Origin of the sequence: Pseudarthrobacter sp. NPDC058196, from assembly GCF_042882685.1 — a bacterium.
Lineage (GTDB): Bacteria > Actinomycetota > Actinomycetes > Actinomycetales > Micrococcaceae > Arthrobacter.
This window is the reverse complement of sequence record NZ_JBHVVN010000009.1, coordinates 70553-87982: the sequence shown is the minus strand read 5'-3', so window position 1 is coordinate 87982 and position 17430 is coordinate 70553. Positions and strand designations below refer to the sequence as shown.

Annotated in this window: 21 protein-coding genes; 10 read left to right on the top strand and 11 right to left on the bottom strand. The window is 67.2% G+C overall.

Features of this window, described 5'->3' with window-relative positions; all coding sequences use genetic code 11:
* Positions 1-26 precede the first annotated feature (26 nt).
* Positions 27-404 (top strand): winged helix-turn-helix transcriptional regulator, encoded by a 378-nt coding sequence (locus ACFVVC_RS14245; protein WP_387454367.1) that lies wholly within the window; start codon positions 27-29, stop codon positions 402-404.
* A 214-nt stretch (positions 405-618) separates the two neighbouring features.
* Entirely contained in the window at positions 619-882 is a 264-nt protein-coding gene (locus ACFVVC_RS14240) for a hypothetical protein (protein WP_387454364.1), read from the top strand.
* A gap of 9 nt (positions 883-891) precedes the next feature.
* On the opposite strand, the gene ACFVVC_RS14235 is transcribed toward ACFVVC_RS14240, so the two are convergent.
* Positions 892-1641 carry a 3-hydroxybutyrate dehydrogenase gene (locus tag ACFVVC_RS14235; protein WP_387454362.1) on the bottom strand — a complete coding sequence of 250 codons (750 nt, stop codon included), beginning with the start codon at positions 1639-1641 and terminating at the stop codon, positions 892-894.
* A gap of 46 nt (positions 1642-1687) precedes the next feature.
* Positions 1688-3067 carry an MFS transporter gene (locus ACFVVC_RS14230; protein ID WP_387454359.1) on the bottom strand — a complete coding sequence of 460 codons (1380 nt, stop codon included), beginning with the start codon at positions 3065-3067 and terminating at the stop codon, positions 1688-1690.
* A 127-nt stretch (positions 3068-3194) separates the two neighbouring features.
* On the opposite strand from ACFVVC_RS14230, the gene ACFVVC_RS14225 reads away from it, so the two are divergent.
* A complete protein-coding gene (locus ACFVVC_RS14225) occupies positions 3195-4091 on the top strand; it encodes a LysR family transcriptional regulator (protein WP_387454356.1) in 897 nt (298 codons plus the stop codon).
* A gap of 1 nt (position 4092) precedes the next feature.
* On the opposite strand, the gene ACFVVC_RS14220 is transcribed toward ACFVVC_RS14225, so the two are convergent.
* The 3 genes from ACFVVC_RS14220 to ccmD all read right to left on the bottom strand — a co-directional run bounded on the left by ACFVVC_RS14220 (position 4093) and on the right by ccmD (position 7094).
* Positions 4093-5019 (bottom strand): spermidine synthase, encoded by a 927-nt coding sequence (locus ACFVVC_RS14220; protein WP_387454353.1) that lies wholly within the window; start codon positions 5017-5019, stop codon positions 4093-4095.
* Between the two features lie 115 nt (positions 5020-5134).
* The gene (locus ACFVVC_RS14215) at positions 5135-6082 is read right to left on the bottom strand and encodes a sigma-70 family RNA polymerase sigma factor (RefSeq protein WP_387454350.1); all 948 of its coding nucleotides are present in this window, start codon (positions 6080-6082) and stop codon (positions 5135-5137) included.
* A 166-nt stretch (positions 6083-6248) separates the two neighbouring features.
* Positions 6249-7094, bottom strand: a complete 846-nt coding sequence (ccmD, locus tag ACFVVC_RS14210; protein WP_387454347.1) for a heme exporter protein CcmD — start codon at positions 7092-7094, stop codon at positions 6249-6251.
* Positions 7095-7285: 191 nt separating this feature from the next.
* Between ccmD and ACFVVC_RS14205 the strand changes: the two genes are divergently transcribed.
* From ACFVVC_RS14205 to ACFVVC_RS14185, 5 genes are all read left to right on the top strand, one after another.
* The gene (locus tag ACFVVC_RS14205) at positions 7286-8326 is read left to right on the top strand and encodes a hypothetical protein (protein WP_387454344.1); all 1041 of its coding nucleotides are present in this window, start codon (positions 7286-7288) and stop codon (positions 8324-8326) included.
* Positions 8326-8757, top strand: a complete 432-nt coding sequence (locus tag ACFVVC_RS14200) for a phage holin family protein (protein ID WP_387454341.1) — start codon at positions 8326-8328, stop codon at positions 8755-8757. The genes ACFVVC_RS14205 and ACFVVC_RS14200 overlap by 1 nt, the downstream gene beginning before the upstream one ends.
* Positions 8754-9395 carry a DUF3618 domain-containing protein gene (locus tag ACFVVC_RS14195; RefSeq protein WP_387454339.1) on the top strand — a complete coding sequence of 214 codons (642 nt, stop codon included), beginning with the start codon at positions 8754-8756 and terminating at the stop codon, positions 9393-9395. The genes ACFVVC_RS14200 and ACFVVC_RS14195 overlap by 4 nt, the downstream gene beginning before the upstream one ends.
* A gap of 105 nt (positions 9396-9500) precedes the next feature.
* Entirely contained in the window at positions 9501-10679 is a 1179-nt protein-coding gene (locus ACFVVC_RS14190) for a YihY/virulence factor BrkB family protein (protein ID WP_387454336.1), read from the top strand.
* Positions 10680-10996: 317 nt separating this feature from the next.
* On the top strand, positions 10997-11254 hold the full coding sequence (locus ACFVVC_RS14185) for a hypothetical protein (protein ID WP_387454333.1): 258 nt from the start codon (positions 10997-10999) through the stop codon (positions 11252-11254).
* 19 nt (positions 11255-11273) lie between these two features.
* Here ACFVVC_RS14185 and ACFVVC_RS14180 read toward each other — a convergent pair whose 3' ends face one another.
* From ACFVVC_RS14180 to ACFVVC_RS14160, 5 genes are read right to left on the bottom strand one after another with little or no spacing between them, the layout of a single operon-like run.
* Entirely contained in the window at positions 11274-12071 is a 798-nt protein-coding gene (locus ACFVVC_RS14180; protein WP_387454330.1) for a glycosyltransferase, read from the bottom strand.
* Positions 12068-13450 carry a bifunctional PIG-L family deacetylase/class I SAM-dependent methyltransferase gene (locus tag ACFVVC_RS14175; RefSeq protein ID WP_387454327.1) on the bottom strand — a complete coding sequence of 461 codons (1383 nt, stop codon included), beginning with the start codon at positions 13448-13450 and terminating at the stop codon, positions 12068-12070. The genes ACFVVC_RS14180 and ACFVVC_RS14175 overlap by 4 nt, the downstream gene beginning before the upstream one ends.
* Positions 13444-14544: a hypothetical protein gene (locus ACFVVC_RS14170; RefSeq protein WP_387454324.1), complete on the bottom strand. Its 1101-nt coding sequence runs from the start codon at positions 14542-14544 to the stop codon at positions 13444-13446. Before ACFVVC_RS14170 ends, ACFVVC_RS14175 begins: the two co-directional genes overlap by 7 nt.
* 41 nt (positions 14545-14585) lie before the next feature.
* A complete protein-coding gene (locus tag ACFVVC_RS14165; RefSeq protein WP_387454322.1) occupies positions 14586-15278 on the bottom strand; it encodes an O-methyltransferase in 693 nt (230 codons plus the stop codon).
* Positions 15279-15336: 58 nt separating this feature from the next.
* Positions 15337-15660: an MTH1187 family thiamine-binding protein gene (locus tag ACFVVC_RS14160; RefSeq protein WP_387454319.1), complete on the bottom strand. Its 324-nt coding sequence runs from the start codon at positions 15658-15660 to the stop codon at positions 15337-15339.
* A 122-nt stretch (positions 15661-15782) separates the two neighbouring features.
* Between ACFVVC_RS14160 and ACFVVC_RS14155 the strand changes: the two genes are divergently transcribed.
* Together ACFVVC_RS14155 and ACFVVC_RS14150 are read left to right on the top strand one after the other, a co-directional pair.
* Entirely contained in the window at positions 15783-16400 is a 618-nt protein-coding gene (locus ACFVVC_RS14155; RefSeq protein ID WP_387454316.1) for a TetR/AcrR family transcriptional regulator, read from the top strand.
* 195 nt (positions 16401-16595) lie between these two features.
* Positions 16596-16820, top strand: a complete 225-nt coding sequence (locus ACFVVC_RS14150) for a hypothetical protein (RefSeq protein ID WP_387454314.1) — start codon at positions 16596-16598, stop codon at positions 16818-16820.
* Between the two features lie 81 nt (positions 16821-16901).
* Here ACFVVC_RS14150 and ACFVVC_RS14145 read toward each other — a convergent pair whose 3' ends face one another.
* A complete protein-coding gene (locus tag ACFVVC_RS14145; RefSeq protein ID WP_387454311.1) occupies positions 16902-17285 on the bottom strand; it encodes a hypothetical protein in 384 nt (127 codons plus the stop codon).
* Positions 17286-17430: the final 145 nt, after the last annotated feature.

Below are 17430 nucleotides of genomic sequence, written 5' to 3'. Positions count from 1 at the left end.
ACTGACCTTTAGGTAAGCTGGTGGGCATGGAAGCCGTTCCCCAAGCCGTTCCCCTACCCCTCGCCTTTGCCGACGGCGTGTTCCCCGCCGGGTGTCCCAGCAGGACCTTGCTGGACCACATCACCAGCAAGTGGGGCGTCCTGATCCTGATCGCCCTGTCCGAAGGCGAGCAGCGCTGGAGTGATTTGCGGCGCCGGGCCGAGGGCATCAGCGAGAAGATGCTGGCCCAGACCCTGAAGACCCTTGAGCGGGACGGCCTGGTCAGCAGGAATGCCCAGCCGGTCATTCCGCCTCGGGTGGACTACAGCCTCACCGAGCGGGGCTATGAGTTGAGCGGGCTCCTGGTGCCCCTGGTGGCGTGGGCCTTCGAGAACGCCGAGGACATCATCAACGGGAACCGCTGATGCATTCGGGGCTGTCGGAGGATGCATCAGGCCCTACTGATAAGTAGTCCCGTCCGCCCGAAACAAGTACTTGTTACTGGTGATGCCGGCATGGATTGCACCTAGCGTGGGCGTACGGTGGCGGCCGGAACGGGAGGACCATCCTCTGCTGGGAGCGTTCCGCCGACCAACACCGTTAGCAGGCGGCCGGCTGCCGCCTGGAGGAGAGGCTCACATGGCCAGGGGCTACGTACAGGACCTTTCCGGCATGGGCCGGCCCGTCAGACTGGGCGATGCCCTGGCGAAGGTATGGCACCGGACCAGAGGGGCCGTCAGCCCCCGATGCCCCTACCGGGTGGGCGACACCGTCATTGGCGACGACCCCTTCAACGGCAGGCGCGAAGGGGTCGTCGTATGGCAGGATCGCCGGTCGGTGGGGCTGAAGACCACCTATGGCGTCTTCTTCTATGACCACCGGGTGGTTAAACCGCTGGATTAGCGGGAGTGCCTACCGGGCGGACCAGCCGCCGTCCATGGTGTAGCTGGCACCGGTGACCATGCCGGCACTGTCAGATGCCAGCCACGCCACCAGGGACGCCACTTCGTCCGGCTCCACCAGGCGCTTGATGGCCGATTCTGTGAGCATCACCTTGGCCAGGACCTCAGACTCGTCGATCCCGTGCACCTGTGCCTGGTCCGCGATCTGCTTCTCCACCAGTGGCGTGCGCACGTAGCCCGGGTTCACGCAGTTGGAGGTGACACCGTGCTCCCCGCCCTCCAGCGCCGTCACCTTGCTCAGCCCTTCCAGGCCGTGCTTGGCGGATACATACGCGCTCTTGAACGGGGAAGCACGGATACCGTGGACCGAGGACACGTTGATGATGCGGCCAAACTTGTTGGCGTACATGTGCGGGAGGGCGGCCCGGACCAGCAGGAACGGCGCCTCCAGCATCAGGCTGATGATCCTGCGGAAGTCCGCCGGCTCAAAATCCTCGATGGGGCTGATGCGCTGGATTCCCGCGTTGTTCACCAGGATGTCCACATCCAGGCTGAGGGTGGCCAGGGCGTCCACGTCCAGGAGGTCCACGGCCCAGGCGGTGCCGCCCACCTCGTCGGCGAGCTTGGCAGCGGCGGCGGCATCGACGTCGGCCACCACCACCTTCGCCCCTTGGGCCGCGAGTGCGCGCACGCAGGCGGCACCGATTCCGCTGGCACCGCCGGTGACCAGCGCCTTGCGTCCATTCAACGTGTTATCCATTGCAGTTCTCCTTCATGCACCCAAACGGTCCAACGGCTCCAGCAGCTTAGCGGCGGCCGGCCGGAAGCAGTCCTTCGCGGGTGGCGTCTTCCTTGTCCACGTCTTCCAGGGCAATGCCCTTGGTTTCCTTCAGGCTCAGCACGGCCACCGTGGTGATGGCGCAGGCGATGACCAGGTAGATGGCCGTCGGCATCCATGAGCCGGTGTCCTTCAGCCACTGGGTGGCCAGGAGCGGCGCCAGTGAGCCGGCAAAGATCGACGTGACCTGCGAGCCGAGGGATGCGCCGGAGTAACGCATGCGGGTGGGGAACATTTCGGCCATGATGGCCGGCTGTCCGGCGTACATCAGGCCGTGCAGGCACAGGCCGATGGTGACGGCGAGGACGATGACTACGGCGTTGCGGGTGTCGAACATGGGGAAGGCGAAGAACGGCCAGGTGGCACCGAGGATGGCGCCGGCCAGGTAGACGGGCTTGCGTCCGATCCGGTCCGCCAGGCGGCCGTACTGCGGGATGATCGCGAAGTGGATGACGTGCGCGATGAGCAGTGCCAGCAGCAGCGACGAGGTGTCGTACTTGTGCACGCTCTTGAGGTAGACGATCGCGAAGCTGACCACCAGGTAGTACATGATGTTTTCGGCGAACCGCAGGCCCATGGCCTGGAAGATGCCCTTGGGGTACTTGCGGACAACCTCGAACACGCCGTAGCTGACGGCCTGTTCCTTTTCCACCAGTTCCTTCGCTTCGAGGAAGATGGGTGATTCGCTGACGTTGGTGCGGATGTAGTAGCCGACGAACACGATCACTGCGGAGAGCCAGAAGGCCACGCGCCAGCCCCAGCCGAGGAATGCCTCGCTGCTGAGGGTGGTGGACATGATGTAGAGGACCAGGGTGGCCAGCAGGTTGCCCACGGGGACGGCGGCCTGGGGCCAGCTGGACCAGAAGGCGCGGGTCTTGTTCGGGCTGTGTTCGGCCACGAGGAGGACGGCGCCGCCCCATTCGCCGCCGAGCGCGAAGCCCTGGATGAACCGCAGCGCCACCAGCAGGGCGGGGGCCAGGTATCCGATGTCGGCGAAACCGGGGAGGCAGCCCATCAGGAAGGTGGACACGCCGATGATGACGATCGTCAGCTGCAGCGTGGGCTTGCGTCCGAGCTTGTCGCCGATCTGGCCGAAGACGATGCCGCCCAGCGGCCGGGCGATGAAGCCCACGGCGTAGGTCAGGAAGGCTTGGATGATTCCGTCCAGGTCATTGCCGGTAGCTGGGAAGAAGTACTTGCCAAAGACCAGGGTGGCGGCGGTGGCGTACAAGAAGAACTCGTACCATTCCACCACTGTGCCCACCATGGATGCGGCAACGATCTTCTTCAGTCCGGTTCCTTTGGGTGCATACCTGGCTTCGTTTGCCTGGCTGTGCTCAACGCTCATGGTTCTCCTCAGTGTCCACATTGACACGTGCTGTGATCTCCAGCACAAGTGACTCAGATGAGTATTGCTGCACAATCTTTGCAGTTCAATGCCCAAACAGGCACCCGGCGTGTGCACAATTGCAGATATGAACGCCAATCCCGACGACCTGCTGATCCTCCTGGCGGTGTCCCGCTCAGCAAAATTTACGACGGCGGCCCAGGCCCTGGGCTTGAACCACACCACCGTCTCGCGCAGGATCGCCGCGCTGGAGAAATCGCTCGGCGGCCGGGTCCTGTCCCGGGCCGCCGGCGGCTGGGAACTCACGGAACTGGGCGAGCGGGCCGTGCAGGTGGCCGAACGGGTCGAAGCGGTGCTGGGCACGCTGGGACCGGGCGGCCAGGCACCCGACCCGATTACCGGCGTCGTACGCATGACGGCGACCGACGGCTTCAGCGCCTACATCGCAGCCCCGGCCGTGGCCCGGCTGCGCCGGGACCATCCTGGCCTCAGCGTGGAGGTGGTGACCATGACCCGCCGGGCATTGCAGCAGCGCTCCGGGCTGGACATCGAGGTGGTGGTGGGCGAGCCGCAAGTGCACCGCGCGGAGGCCATCCGGCTGGGCGAATACCGGCTGGGAATGTACGCCTCCCGCACCTACCTTGCCGAGCACGGAACCCCGGCCACTGTGGCCGAACTCAATGAGCATCCCCTGGTGTATTTCGTGGATTCGATGCTCCAGGTGGACGATCTCGATGCGCCGCGGCGGCTGGTGCCGGCCATGCGCGAGGGCCTGACGTCAACCAACGTGTTCGTCCATGTGGAGGCCACCCGGGCCGGTGCCGGGGTCGGTTTCCTGCCATGCTTCATGGGCGATCTCCATGACGACCTGGTCCGGTTGCTGCCCGGCGAAATCGGTGAGCTGCTCCCCTACTGGATGGTCCTGCGCCCCGACTCGCTCCGCCGCCCCGCCGTGGCGGCCGTCGTACAGGCCCTGCGGGAGCGGATGGCCGAGCACCGCGGCGCGCTCCTGGGCCGGGACTAAATCACAGGGCGCCTGGCTCAACCGGCGGGTCATGCCGGGCCGGCGCCCCGGCTGCGAAGGCCCGGACCTGTGCATCATCCCAGAGATGGGCGGGAACGGCACCGCCCAGGAGCCGGCGCCGCAGTTGGGGGTCGTCGCCGAACGGCACGTCGCTGCCCGCCATCACCATGTTGCCGTAGCGCCGGCCCTTCAGCATGGCGGGGTCCGCGATGATGGCCGTGTGTTTGAAGGCAGCGGCAATGGTGGCGGCGTCCTCCCGGGCGTTCTTGAGGTCCGGGGCGTCCCCCGAGTTGGCAACGTACAAGCCGCCAGGTGCCAGGACCCGCTTGGCATGGGCGGCGAATTCGGCGGTGGTGAGCGGTCGCGGGGTGAAGGCCCCGGCAAAGACATCGCGGATGATGAAGTCCCTGGTGTGCTCTGTGAGGGTTTCGGTCACGGCCCGGGCCTCCCCCACGCGGATGCGGAGCAGTGGCGCCTTGGGGAGGTCGAACCAGCCGCGCACGTAGTCCGCGAGCTTGCCGTCCAGTTCCACCACCACCTGCCGGGCATCGGGATAGGCGGCGGCAAAATAGCGTGCCATGGAGCACGCACCCCCGCCCAGGTGCAGGCCACGGAGTTTATGGGCGGTCCCCGCGGGAGCAGCACCCGGGGCGGCCGGCGGCCAGCGGGACTCAATCAGCGCCGCCATCCACCGCATGTACTCAAAGTCCAGGAACAGGGGGTCGGCGAGGTCGATGTGCGAGCTCATGACTCCATTGATCTTCAGCAGCCATCCGGTGGAGTTGTCCTGGTCCGCGATCAGCTCGCAGTCGCCGGTATCGATGTAGTAGACGCCTTCCATGGGGCCATCCGGCGAGGCGCCCTTGGGGATCTCAACCACACCCCCTCCGGACCGGCCGCGGCCTCCCGGCCTTCCGCGTTTGGCCATTACCGGTGCCCGCCTTCAGTCATGGTTCAACCCTAGTTGAAGCCCAGCCGGCCGGGCAGGCGCGGCGGGCCCCGCAGCGCCACGGGCACCGTCGCGAGGACATCCCGGAACCGGTTCAGCTGGTGCCTGTGCAGCCGAGTCGCCCGGTGCCCGCGATGCCCGGCCTCCCGGCCTTCCTGGGCCGGCGGAAAGGCACCACCTGATTGGCCTGCGGCGCCGTCCTGGCTTCCTGTTCCGTCCTCGCGCTGCGGTCCCCGCCCGGGCCGTCCACGCCGGTACTTTCTTCCAGCCGGCGCTGCAATTCCATCAGCACCTTCGCCAGGCGGCGCGAAACCTGCATTTGGGACATCCCGAGCCGCTTGCCCAACTGCACCTGCGTTTCCTCGCAAAAATAGCGGCGGTACAGGAGCTCCCGGTCCGAATCCGCCAGGTCCTTCATGGCAGCGCGCAGGCAAGCGAGCTCTTCAAGCCTCTCCAGCGGCGTTTCCGGGCTGGCGAGCATCTCACCAAGGGACGGGGCATCGGAGTGGAGACTCACCGCGTCCAGGGAATCGGGGTGCATGCTGCTGGAAGCCGACATGGCTTCCTGCACGTCAAGGGGGTCGGTCCCCAGCTCTCCGGCCAATTCGGCCACACTGGGGATCCTGCCCAGAGATTGGGTCAGCTCGGGCTCCGCCCTGAACAGGCGGGTCCTCAGGTCCTGGACCTGGCGTGGCGGGCGGACCACCCACGTCCTGTCGCGGAGGTACCTTTTGAGTTCACCCGTGATGGTGGGCGCCGCGTAAGCCGGGAAACTGTCCCCTTTGGCCTCGTCGAATCCGCGGGCGGCTTTCACGAGTCCCAGGTAGGCGACCTGGTTCAGGTCCGCCCTTTCCCTGCCGCGCGCTTCAAACCGTGCGGCCAAGGCCTCGGCGAGGTCCAGATACCCCAGGACCAAGTCGTTCTCGGACGCTCCCAGCGGAGGCCCCGAGGTGGCGGCGGATGGAGATGGCTGATCAGATGTTTCGGCCTGCTGGTGGACCGGGACCGTGTTCGCGGCCATTGCGGCAAAGGATTCGGGCATGGGTGCTGTTTTCCCTCGGTCTGGTTCCGAAAGCCTGCGGCAAGACTTAAAAGCAGGAAATCATAAGGCTGCTTATAAAACAATCCTTGTCCGCCGGGCCGGGCACGGGAACGGACGAAGGAACCTGCCTTCCTCCGCCCCCACGCCGCAGCGGAAGCGAACCAGCCTAAAGGCCCGCGTGCGGGTTTTTCGCGTCGCGCACATCGCCTTCGGTACCGTCGTTGAGCCGACGCCCGGCCTCATTCCGCGGATCCGCAGCCAGGGAATCAGGGCGCCCTTCGTCATTGAGCCGCGCATCACTGGACTCCGCATCGTGGTGCGCCGCCTCGCCGGCTGCTGCGTCACGGTGCCCGTCTTCATGGCGTCCGGCCTCACGGTGCGCCCGGTCCTCGCCCAGGGTGTCGCGGTGCCCGGCCTCACGGTGCGCACCAAGGTCATGTCCGACGTCGGCCGCGTTGCCTTCCCGGCGCTCCGACTCACTGGCCGTATCCCGAACGGGAGCCGCGGGCGCGGCCGCCCGGCCGTCGCGGGCGTCGCGGGCGTCGTGGTCCTCGTGGCCGCTGTGGACCTCGTGGCCGCTGTGGACCTCCTGGCGGTCATGGTTGCCGGCCTGCGCCTGCAGGTCTCCGCGCTCCTCGCGTGCACCGCGGCGGGTGCCGTCGCTGCCGACGTCGGGATCCAGCTCGTCCGCCTTCCGGGCGTGGCCGGCAACGTCGCTGCGGAGGGACTGGGCTTCCCGGCTGCGCTCCTCGGCTTCCTGCCGCAGTCGTGCCGCATCCACCTGGGCCTGCTCGGCGTCGGCACGCGCACGGATGGCCTTGGCTTCCCGCTCGCGGGCGTCGAGTTCCATGTTTTCAGCCTTACGGCGGATTTCGGCCGCTTTTTCCCGGTTCTCCTGGTCGCGCTTCTCCTGCATCGCCTTGCGGCGCCGTCCGCCGGACAGGAGCAGCAGCACAATCAGCGCCACTACGACAACCGCAACCACTATCCATACCCATGGAGCTGTGTCCACGTTTCCCACCACTTCCCACTTCGTTGTGACCGGGCAGGCCAGAGCCATTCCGGCTGACATTTTTACTCGATCGGTTACAACCCAATTAGAAAGGGTACTTACCTTTCATTAGTAAACATGCTTACTATTTTACGGCCAGTACCGCTGGTTCTTGATCAACAACCAGCCTTCTTCTGAAAGGGAGAGCGAAGATGACAGAGAACCAATGGCCCGAGGACTCCGCAAATACGGCCCCTCAGGCACATACAGGAATCCCCGGCGAGCGCGAGCCCGCCACCTTCCCGTCCCCGACCGGCCATTATGGCAGTGAGGCCGGATCCGGGTACGCACCCGTCGATTACGAACAAACACGAGCTATGCCGGAGACTGCCGGCGCCGGAGCCGGCCCTGCATCCTCGCGCACGGAGGCTGCCAAGGATGAAGCGGCAGACGTAGCCAGGACTGCGGCCGATTCCGCGCAGAACGTGGCACAGACGGCCAAGGAAGAAGCCGCCAACGTGGCCTCCGAAGCAAAGTCCAACGCGCAAGACCTGCTCTACCAGGCAAGGTCAGGCCTTACCAGCGAGGCCGCAACGCAGCAGCAGAAAGCTGCCGAGGGCATCCGCAACATTTCCGGCCAACTTCACAGCATGGCCAGCTCCCCGGACCAGCAGGGCATGGCCACTGACCTGGTCCGGCAGGCGGCCGAGCGCACGTCCTCGATCGCCACTTGGCTGGAGAACCGCGAACCCGGAGACCTCCTGAACGAGGTCCAGCGGTTTGCCCGCAACCGCCCCGGCACGTTCTTGCTCCTGGCTGCCGGCGCGGGTGTCCTTGCCGGACGCCTCACCCGGGGCCTCACCGCGGGCGTCCCGGAATCCAGCACCCCAACCGGCCCAGGTACTGCCGGCCTTTCCGGCCAGCACGCCGGTCCCGGATACGCAGGCGCCGGATATTCGAACGACTACATGCAGCCGCCCGCTGCCGGCGGAACGGTGCCTCCGCCGCCCGTCCAGTTGCCGGGTCCGGCCACCACCACGGCCGGATACGACGGCGGTGCGCCAGGCAGCAGCTACCCCGAGTCCACTTCCACGGCCGGCGGCCTCGACAACCCGCAACTGGTGGAGGAGCCCTGGTCCGGAAACCAGGTATCTGACGACCCGTTGCGGGACCAGGCATTTGCCGACGACCCCATGGCAGATGACCCCCTCACCCGGAACCGCTCCAGGGGCGGCCAGGCTGGCGGCCTGTGATGAGCAGCCAGATTCCTGAGCCGCCGCCCAGCGCGGCGCACGTGAAAGCGGACAACGCCTCCCTGGGGGAGTTGCTCGGTGACGTAACCCGTGACTTGTCCACCCTGATGCGCCAGGAGGTGGACCTGGCGAAAGCCGAGCTGAAACAGTCCGCCACCAAAGCAGGAAAAGGCTCCGGCATGCTTGCCGGAGCCGGTGTGGGCGGACACTTCGTCCTGCTCTTCCTCTCCCTGGCCCTGATGTTCGGCCTCGGCGCCATCATGCCGCTGGGCTGGTCCGCGTTGATCACCGCCGTGGTCTGGGCCATCATCGCCGCGGTCCTCGCCTCCATGGGACGCAAGGAACTCAAGCAAATCAAGGGCCTGCCCCAAACCGGCGAAACCCTCTCAGAAATACCCCCAACCCTCAAACCAGGTGAGGTAAACCGATGAGCGAAAACCCTGACGTCATCCGAGCAGACATCGAAGCCACCAGGGCACGCCTGGGAACCAACGTGGACGCTGTGGCCGACAAAGTCACCCCGTCCAACATCGTCCACCGCCAAACCGACAAGCTCAAGGACGCGGCGACCGGGATGAAGGAGAAAATCATGGGTGCAGCAGACACCGCCACCACCAACGTCCACAACACCACAGGCACCGGCGCGCACTCCGCGGCGGACAGCCTGCACCAGGCCGGCGACACCGTCTCGGCGAAACTTACCGACGCCGGCCACGCAGTCTCCCAAACCCCGGACCAGGTGAAGGCCAAGACCGCAGGCAACCCGTTGGCTGCGGGCCTCATCGCGTTCGGGGCCGGACTTTTGGTCTCGTCCCTGATCCCGCCAAGCCGGACGGAACGGGAAGCCGCGGACCAGCTGAAGACCGCAGCCCAGCCGTTGGCCGCGGAACTCACTGATGCAGCCAAGCACGTGGCCCAGGACCTCAAGGAACCGGCGCAGGAAGCCATGGCGAACGTCAAGGCCACGGCCACCGACGCCGCCCAAAACGTCAAAGCAGAGGGCCAGCAGGCCGCCGACGACGTGAAAGACCGTGCCACGGACGCCAAAGACAACGTCCAAGGCAGCTGACACGCCGCCCACTGCGGCACCTTAAGGCAACACCCATGTCGACAGGCCGGCACCGCCACCCGCGGGCCGGCCTGTCTTCTTGGCCCCCGATCGAGAGGACTCCCCATGGCCACTCACAACACGTCCGAAACCAGCACCGCGAAGGCGGCCCAGGCTCCCGACCCGAACGATGCAAGGAAACCCGGGAGTCCCCGGGACCTGGAGAAGCCGTCCTGGAAATACATCGTCAGGAAGACACTCCGGGAGTTCAGCAAGGATCAGTGCCCTGACCTGGCAGCGGCCCTGACGTACTATTCAGTACTTTCGATCTTCCCGGCCCTGTTGGCGCTGGTGTCCCTCCTTGGGATCTTCGGGGACCCGCAAAAGACCACCTCCGCCCTGCTGGACATCGTCCAAGGTTTCGCCCCCGGGCAGACCGTGGAGACGATCCGTCCCGTGGTCCAGGACCTCGCCAGTTCTTCGGCCGCCGGCTTCACCCTCATCCTGGGCCTCCTCACCGCGCTCTGGTCCGCCTCCGGCTACGTCGGGGCGTTTGGCCGGGCGATGAACAGGGTCTACGAGATCGATGAGGGCCGCCCGTTCGTGAAGCTGCGGGGCACCATGCTCGGCGTTACCGTCGTCAACCTGCTGATCGTCGTCGTCATCGCTGCGATGCTTGTGCTGAGCGGCCCCGTGGCAGAGTCGGTCGGAAACCTGGTCGGGCTTGGCGGCGCCTTCCTGACGGTCTGGGACATCGCCAAATGGCCGGTGATGCTGGCGCTGATCGTCGTGGCCATCGCCATCCTCTACTACGCCACGCCGAACGTGAAGCAGCCGAAGTTCCGTTGGATGAGCATGGGTTCGGCCATCGCGCTGGTGGTCTTCCTGCTGGCTTCGCTGGCCTTCGGCTTCTACGTGGCGTACTCCAACAGCTACAACAAGACCTACGGCGCCATCGGCGGTGTCATCGTCGCGCTGCTGTGGCTGTGGATCCTGAACATGTCCCTGTTGTTCGGCGCCGAGTTCGACGCCGAGGTGGAGCGCGGCCGCGAACTCCAGGCCGGCATCAAAGCGGAGGAAACCATCCAATTGCCGCCCCGCGACACCAAAAAGAGCGAGAAACTGCAGCAGCAGATCGACGAAGACGTCAAGCACGGCCGCGAACTCCGGGAAAGGCTCAGCCAGGACACCAAGGACGGGCAGGTGCAGGGGGAACGGCACCGCGACAAGATTCGCGAGCAGGTCCGGACCCGCTCCGAAAACGGAGAATCCGACGGCGGGGGCCAGCGTAGCGGCAACGCCTAGCAGGCGAACCGGGCCGGCCCGGGAGGGACTAGGCAGGACCTGCGGGAAGGAGGAAAATTCTTAGTGAAGGTCCTGTTGAGGTTTCCCGGGCTGTACCAGTCCGGGGCGAGGCGGGGCCGGCGGTGAGATGGCCTCTTCTGAGACCGAGGCCAGTCCCCCCAGTCGCCGTCGGCCCCCTCAGTCTCAGCATGCGCGGCGCAACTGGACAAGCCGCGCGGACTGCAATAGTTTCGTGAATACCCTGCCGGGGCCCTCCGGGAACCGGCAGTACCGCTGAAGCAGACGGCGGCGACAAGCTCGAACCCAAATGAGCGGACATGACTGCTACCCATTTTGACCAGTTCCTCGCCGAAGCAGTTGTCCCGGACAGGGAGCCCGGGCTGGGCCTCGGTCGCGATGAGCTCTACGGCCTGTACACAAGTTGGTGCCTCCTGGACAAGGCTGAGCCCCAGTCCCCGGCCGCCCTGTGGGAAGCCCTGCAGCACGCCGGCATCGATCCCGACAGCAACAACCTGTCCATGACCGGACCGGCGGCGGCGGACTACATCGTGGCCAGCGCCCCGGACCTGGTGTGACTGCCGGGCGCCTTCCACGTCAGGGTTGTGCCAGCGCCAGGAGGTAGGCGGCGAACCCTCCGGGAGCTCGCCCGCTGGTCCTCCCCGAGGTAAGGACGCGCATCGTATCCGTGGCAACAATGCCTGCTCCGGCGCGCCGTAGCCGCTCCACAAGCGCCAGGTCCTCATCCCGGTCGATCCCCGGGAAGCCGCCCGCTGAAAGGTAGGCCGAGGCACGGACCCCCAGGTTGGCCCCATGGACGTGCGGGTGGTTCTCCGCCAAGGCATGCCGGGCATGCCAGCGGGCCAGCAGTTCGTGGTTCGTTCCATGGGCATCGGGCTCAACGGAGCCAAGGACGACGTCGGCGCCGCCGGCTGCCAGTTCCAGCTGCCGCACCAGCCAGTTTTCAGGTACCTGCGAATCGGCATCCGTATTGGCCAGCCACACGCGACGTGCCGGAATATTAACGGCGCTTCCTTCCACCGCGCCGGACCCGCCAAGGCTTTCCAACACCGCCCGGCACCCGGCCCGGCGACTCTTCCCCACACTGTGGAACGTGACAGGCAGGACGCGGAAGCGGAGGTCGAGGGCCGTGACTGCGGCGGCCACTTCCACGGACCGGTCCGTGCAGGAGTCCAGGACAACAACCACCTCCACCGCGGTTCCGGGGCTGGCCACCGCGAGCCGGTCCGCGGCGGTCCCGGCTGCGGTGAGCGCCCGCTCCAGGACTTGTTCCTCGTTGTGCGCCGGGATCACCACGGCTACCCGGTCAATCCCGGCTGCGCCCGGGCCGGCCCGGAGCCCTGCGGCTTGTCCCCCCGGAGCCGCCAGCGTCATGCCACGTCCGTCCCGCGGGCCGGGCACACCAGGATTTCCAGGACGAAGTCCCGCTCCCGGTACAGCCCCGTGGTTTGCCAGCGCAGCCGTTGGCGGGCCAGCGCGTGGACGGTGTCGCCGTCGAGCTGCCAGCCCTCGATCGGATGCCGCCAGTGGCACAGGACCAGGACCCCGTCCGGTTCCAGTGACGCCTCCACGCGGTCCCACAAGCCAGCCAGTTCGGCGGGAGCGAGGTAGTAGCCGACCTCGGACACCACCAGCAGGTCGAAGGTTCCGTCGGGCCAGGAGCCGGGAACCACGTGCTGCTCAACGCGGACCCCGTGGTTGCCGTCAAGGCGGTGCGTGGCGCGGCGAACCGCGGCTCCGCTGGCATCAATGGCCAGCAGGCTCCGGCAGCGGCCCGCGAGGTCCTCGGTCAGGGTACCTATGGAGCAGCCCACTTCCAGGCCGCGCTCATAGGCCTCGCCGGGGAGGGCAGCGAGGGTGATGGCCCGCTTGCGCCGCTCATACCAGCTCGAGGCGTAGTCCCAAGGGTCAGCGGAGCCCTTATGGACGGCGTCGAAAACCTCCTCGGCGTCCTTGCTGGAGTGCGAAGGGGCGGACGCGTCCAGGGACGGTGTCCAGGCAAACACTTCGTAGCCGCGCGCAAAATGGTCCAGGAACTCCCGGCTCAGCAGGGTTTCGTCCCCCGGGGCCGGGGACAGCGGCATGACCTGGGTGGCGTGTGCAGCCATGGCACGTTCCTTGGCCTCGCCGGACGCGCCGTCCAGCGGGAACCGGACCCACTCCCGCCACTGATGGTCCCCGGGCGTGGCCCAATGCCAGTACCAGATGGGGTACTCCAGCAGTGCATGGCCTCCCTTCCGGGCGGTTTCCGCCGCCACGATACCGAGCGCGTCGTGGTCGGCGTGGCCGTCGGAACGGTAGGGCGCAACAAGGACCAGCTGATCGGGCCGGCCGGGCAGCCGCGCCGCTGCATCCCTGACGGCAGCGCCGATGGCGTCCGCGTGGGAGCCGAGGCCGCGGTCCGGAAACCCGAGGAAGCGCCACCGGTCCTGCAGTCCCAGGACGGCCAGTGCCGCGGCGAATTCGGCCAACCGGGCCCGTGCCAGCTCCTCGGCGGAGATGGTGGGCGAATCCGGGTGCGATCCCTCCCCTGCCGTGCACAGCAGGACTTCCACGTCCGCGCCCAGCGCGGCCAGCCGCGCCAGGAGTCCGCCCGCGCCGAGGGTTTCGTCGTCAGGATGGGCGGCCAGGACCACGAAGCTCATCCCAGCGAGTTCAGCAGGGCCGAGCGGAAGCTCCGGCGCGACCGCCAATCCGCTCCCGGCCCAGGATGCCTCGGCGGTGCCTTGGTCCGCGTGCGAGAAGGTCACCACGGGCAGTCCCCCTTGAGGGTGAGGCGGCCCAGCTGGGCGTCGTCCCGTGCACCGTGGTGCTGACGTACATATAGTCCCAGGTCGGCCATCCGTTTGGCGTAGCGTTCGTCGAAGGCCAGCGGGCCGGGACCCCGGTTGGAGAGCACCAGTTGAAGGACGCGTTCGACGGCGGCGGCGACGGTTCCGCGGACACGCTGGGCTTCGCTCCAGGTGCTTTGGCCGGCGGCGGCCAGGCTGCCGTCGTCGATGTGGGTCGCGGTACGGGCGAGGTATTGCATGGCGGCAGCGAGGATTCGGTCCACCTCGCCGAGGGCGGCGAGCGCCACCTGGTCCGGTTCCCTCCCGGCGTCGGCGCCTGCGAGCAGGCCGGCACGGAAATCGCGGGCCGCACCCACCGCTCCGCCCAGCCAGCAGGCGGCAACGCCCATACCTCCCCAGGCGAAGCCGGGCCGGCTGTGATACCAACCGGTTCCACCCAGGGGCAACGCCGGAACGTGGTCGAAGTGCACCGTTCCGCTGGGGATCTCCCGGAGGCCGCGCGCCACCCAGGCGGGCTCTTCGCACCGCACCCCTGGGTGGCGGAGGTCGACGGCGAAAGCCGCCCTGCCGCCGTCGTCCGTGTGGGCGGTAACGACGGCACGGTCCAAGCCCGCGGCCAAGGAGCACCACGGTTTGGCCCCGTCCAGGACCGCCGCCGCGCCTTCGGGCCTGGCGTTCAGCCTGGCGCCGGGGGCTTCCGCCGCGAAGACGCCCCATGACGTTCCCCCGGCGCTCCCGGCCGCGGCCGGTTGGTCAGCTGTATCCGTGCGGGCGGCCTGGGAGAGGATGGCGATGGCATCCAAATGCGGTTCAAACACCCTGGCTGCCGCCACGTCAATGGCGGCGACAGATGCCAGGAGCTCGAACAACAGCGATGTCCGGCCTTCACCGGGACGCGGCCAGGTTTCGCCCGCTTCCACGGCCAGGGCCAGGAGGGCAGGGACGTCGCCCGCTGCTTCCGGGATTGCGCGGAGGATTGAGCCCCAAGGGGAGAAACCGGCGGCAGAGGATTCCAGGAGGACAGGAGTGGTCACCGCTTGCAAACGTTCCTCCATCGACGCTGTGGGCGCCCGGTCCCCGGACGCATCTACACAGCTTACTTACTATTTCGCGGGAGGATACGGGCCAAGGCGAATCCGTCCCAGCCTTTGGAACCCACGGTCTGGATCACGGTGGCGTCCAGCCTCGGATGGTCGCCCAGAAGCGTGAGGGCGTCAATGATTCCGGGTGCATTGACCGGGTCCATGTCCGGGTCCAGGACTGCCCCCTCCCAGATGGTGTTGTCCAGCAGCACGGTGGCACCCGGCCTGCCCAGCCTGATGGCCCAGTCAAGGTAGCGGCTGTTGTTCTGCTTGTCGGCATCGATGAAGATGAAGTCGAACGGTTCCCGGTCCTCTTCCTCGAGCGCGGCAAGGGTATCCAGCGCAGGGCCCAGCCGGATCTCCACCTTTTCGCCCAGGCCGGCGGCATCAATGTTCGCCCAGGCCACCTCGGCGTGCTGGGGCAGGTATTCGCAGGTGACGAGCGTGCCGCTGGGCGGGAGGCCCCGGCCCAGCCAGATGGTGCTGTAGCCGGCAAGCGTCCCGATTTCCAGGATGCGGCGGGCACCGGAGATCTGGACCAGGAGCTTCAGCAGCTTCCCGGCGTTGGGTGTCACCTCGATGGCCGGCATCCCGGCCTCCGCCGCCGCCCGGATGGCCTGCTGGAGCGCCTCGTCCGGATGCACCACGGTTCGGGACAGGAACTCTTCGGTGGCGATCCACTCCGGCCGGGGCTTGTGCTCGAACATGGGCACAGTTTGGCACGGGGCGCCGTGGGGGTCCAGATGCTTCCGGCCCCCCGCCGGCTTAGGATTCCTGGGCCAGTGCGCCTTCCAGCCGGTCCACTTTCGCCGTGAGTTCGCCGGAGTAGCCCGGCCGGATATCGGCCTTGATCACCAGCGACACCCGGCTGCCGTAGCGCCCTACGGCCTCGGTGGCGCGCTTGACCACGTCGAACACCTCGTCCCATTCACCCTCGATGGTGGTGAACATGGAATCCGTGCGGTTGGGCAGCCCCGACTCCCGCACGATCTTCACCGCGGCGGCAACGGCGTCGTGCACTGATGCGTCGTCGGGCCGGGTGCCCTCACTGGGAACACCTGAGGGAGCCACAGAAAATGCAAGCAACATGCCCCCAGTGTCCCACGCGACTCCTGCCCGCCGCAGGCCGGAACGCGGGGGGCGGCCGTCACATAAGCGCCTACCCTGCGGTAACCATGCCGGCCGCAGCCTCCGTTGCTAACCTTTTGGCCATGAGCCTCGCAGTCGCCCGAAAGCCCCTCCGTGCGGACGCAGCGCGGAACGTGGACAAGATCATCACGGCGGCGCGCCAGTGCTTCCGGGAATTCGGCCCCGAGGTGCCGCTCCAAACCATCGCAACAACAGCCGGCGTTGGCCCGGCAACCCTCTTCCGGAACTTCGCGGACAAGGAAGAACTGGTCCTCGCTGCGCTCAACCGGCAACTCCGGCTCACCGTGGACCCCGTGATGGGCGGCGCCCTGGCCGATATCGACGCCACGGCCGGGCTGCTGCGCGTCCTCGAAGCACTGATGGCGGCCGCCAGCGCCGACGCCAACCTGCTGTGCGCCGTCGCCGGGCGGCGGGAACTCCTCACCGGGATCACCGGTTCGCTCATGGAGTCCATCAGTGTGCTGCTGGTCCGGGGACAAGGCCAGGGCACGCTGCGTGCCGACATTTCCATGACCGACATGTTCCGGCTGCTTGCGATGCTGATCGGCGTGGTGGACACCATGGAGCCCGGCTCCGACGCTTGGCGGCGGCCCCTGGCGCTGGTGGAGGACGCCATCCGTGCTGACCGTCCGGCGCGTCCGCTTCCCGCGCACGTGCCTGTCCCTGCCCCCACGGCCTGAACCGGCCCGGCCGGACTCGTCGGCCAAGGCCACAGGCCTCCAGTCGGGGCGGGCCCGCGTGGGGGCAGGTCCATTGTGGGTGGTTGGCAGGTGCAATAGAATCTGGAGAGGTTAAGCAGCCAGCCTCGGGATTTTCAGCTGGAGGCGACCCATGAACAATTTTGCGCCCTTCCGCCGTGCAACGGCAGCACTGCAATGAACAGTTCAAACCTTTTCCGCTACCTCACGGACCCCCGCGGACCCGAGGAAATCCTGCCGGCGCTGGCGCCCGCGGAGCTCGCGGAGCTGCTGGATGCCCTTTACCAGAACCTTGACACTCCCGATCCCGAGTTCGGTGCCGAGGCGTGGTACGAGATGGCCGTGGAGGAGAGCTGCCGCCGGGCCGCCTCACCCGACGGCGCCACCCAAAGGCTGGCTTAGCCGCCAATTCCCGGGCAGGAAGGTTCGGCGGGCAACCAACGGAAAGTCATCCCCGCCCCCAGTGGATGCCAGGCACGGCCGTCAGGCTTCGTCCCCGGTTTCTTCCCCAGCGTCGTCCTTGATTTCGGGCCGGCCGTGTTCGGGTTTGCCTTCGCGGCGGCCGTGCTCGGAGTCAGGGGCGTGCGGGTGCCCTGTTGAGTGGTGCTCATGAAACTCGTTGGGAACGTGCTCTTTGGCTTCCATCAGATGCTGCTGCAGTTTTTCTTCGGCATCCCGGCGCCGCCGTGCGGTGTCCCGCAGTTCCCTGGTTCCTTCCGAGCCGCGGGGATCAAGGTAGGCGGATCGCTGCTTCGCTGGCTGCTCCGCCGCCGAGCCGCCGGCTGAGTACTCTTCCGGCGCGTTTTTTCCGGTGTCCTCGGTGCCCTGGCCGTCTTCCGGCCCGGCAGGCCGTGACTGTTCGTCCATCTCGATTCCTCCTTTGGTGGCAGCGCCCATGAGGGCTGCCTCTCTTCCAGTGCACCATACGTGGCGCCCGGAATGCTGGGGGCGTTAGGCCCTGCCTTCCTCAGCCCGCTTGCGGACCTCTTGTTGCACCAAGGATTGAAGGGCA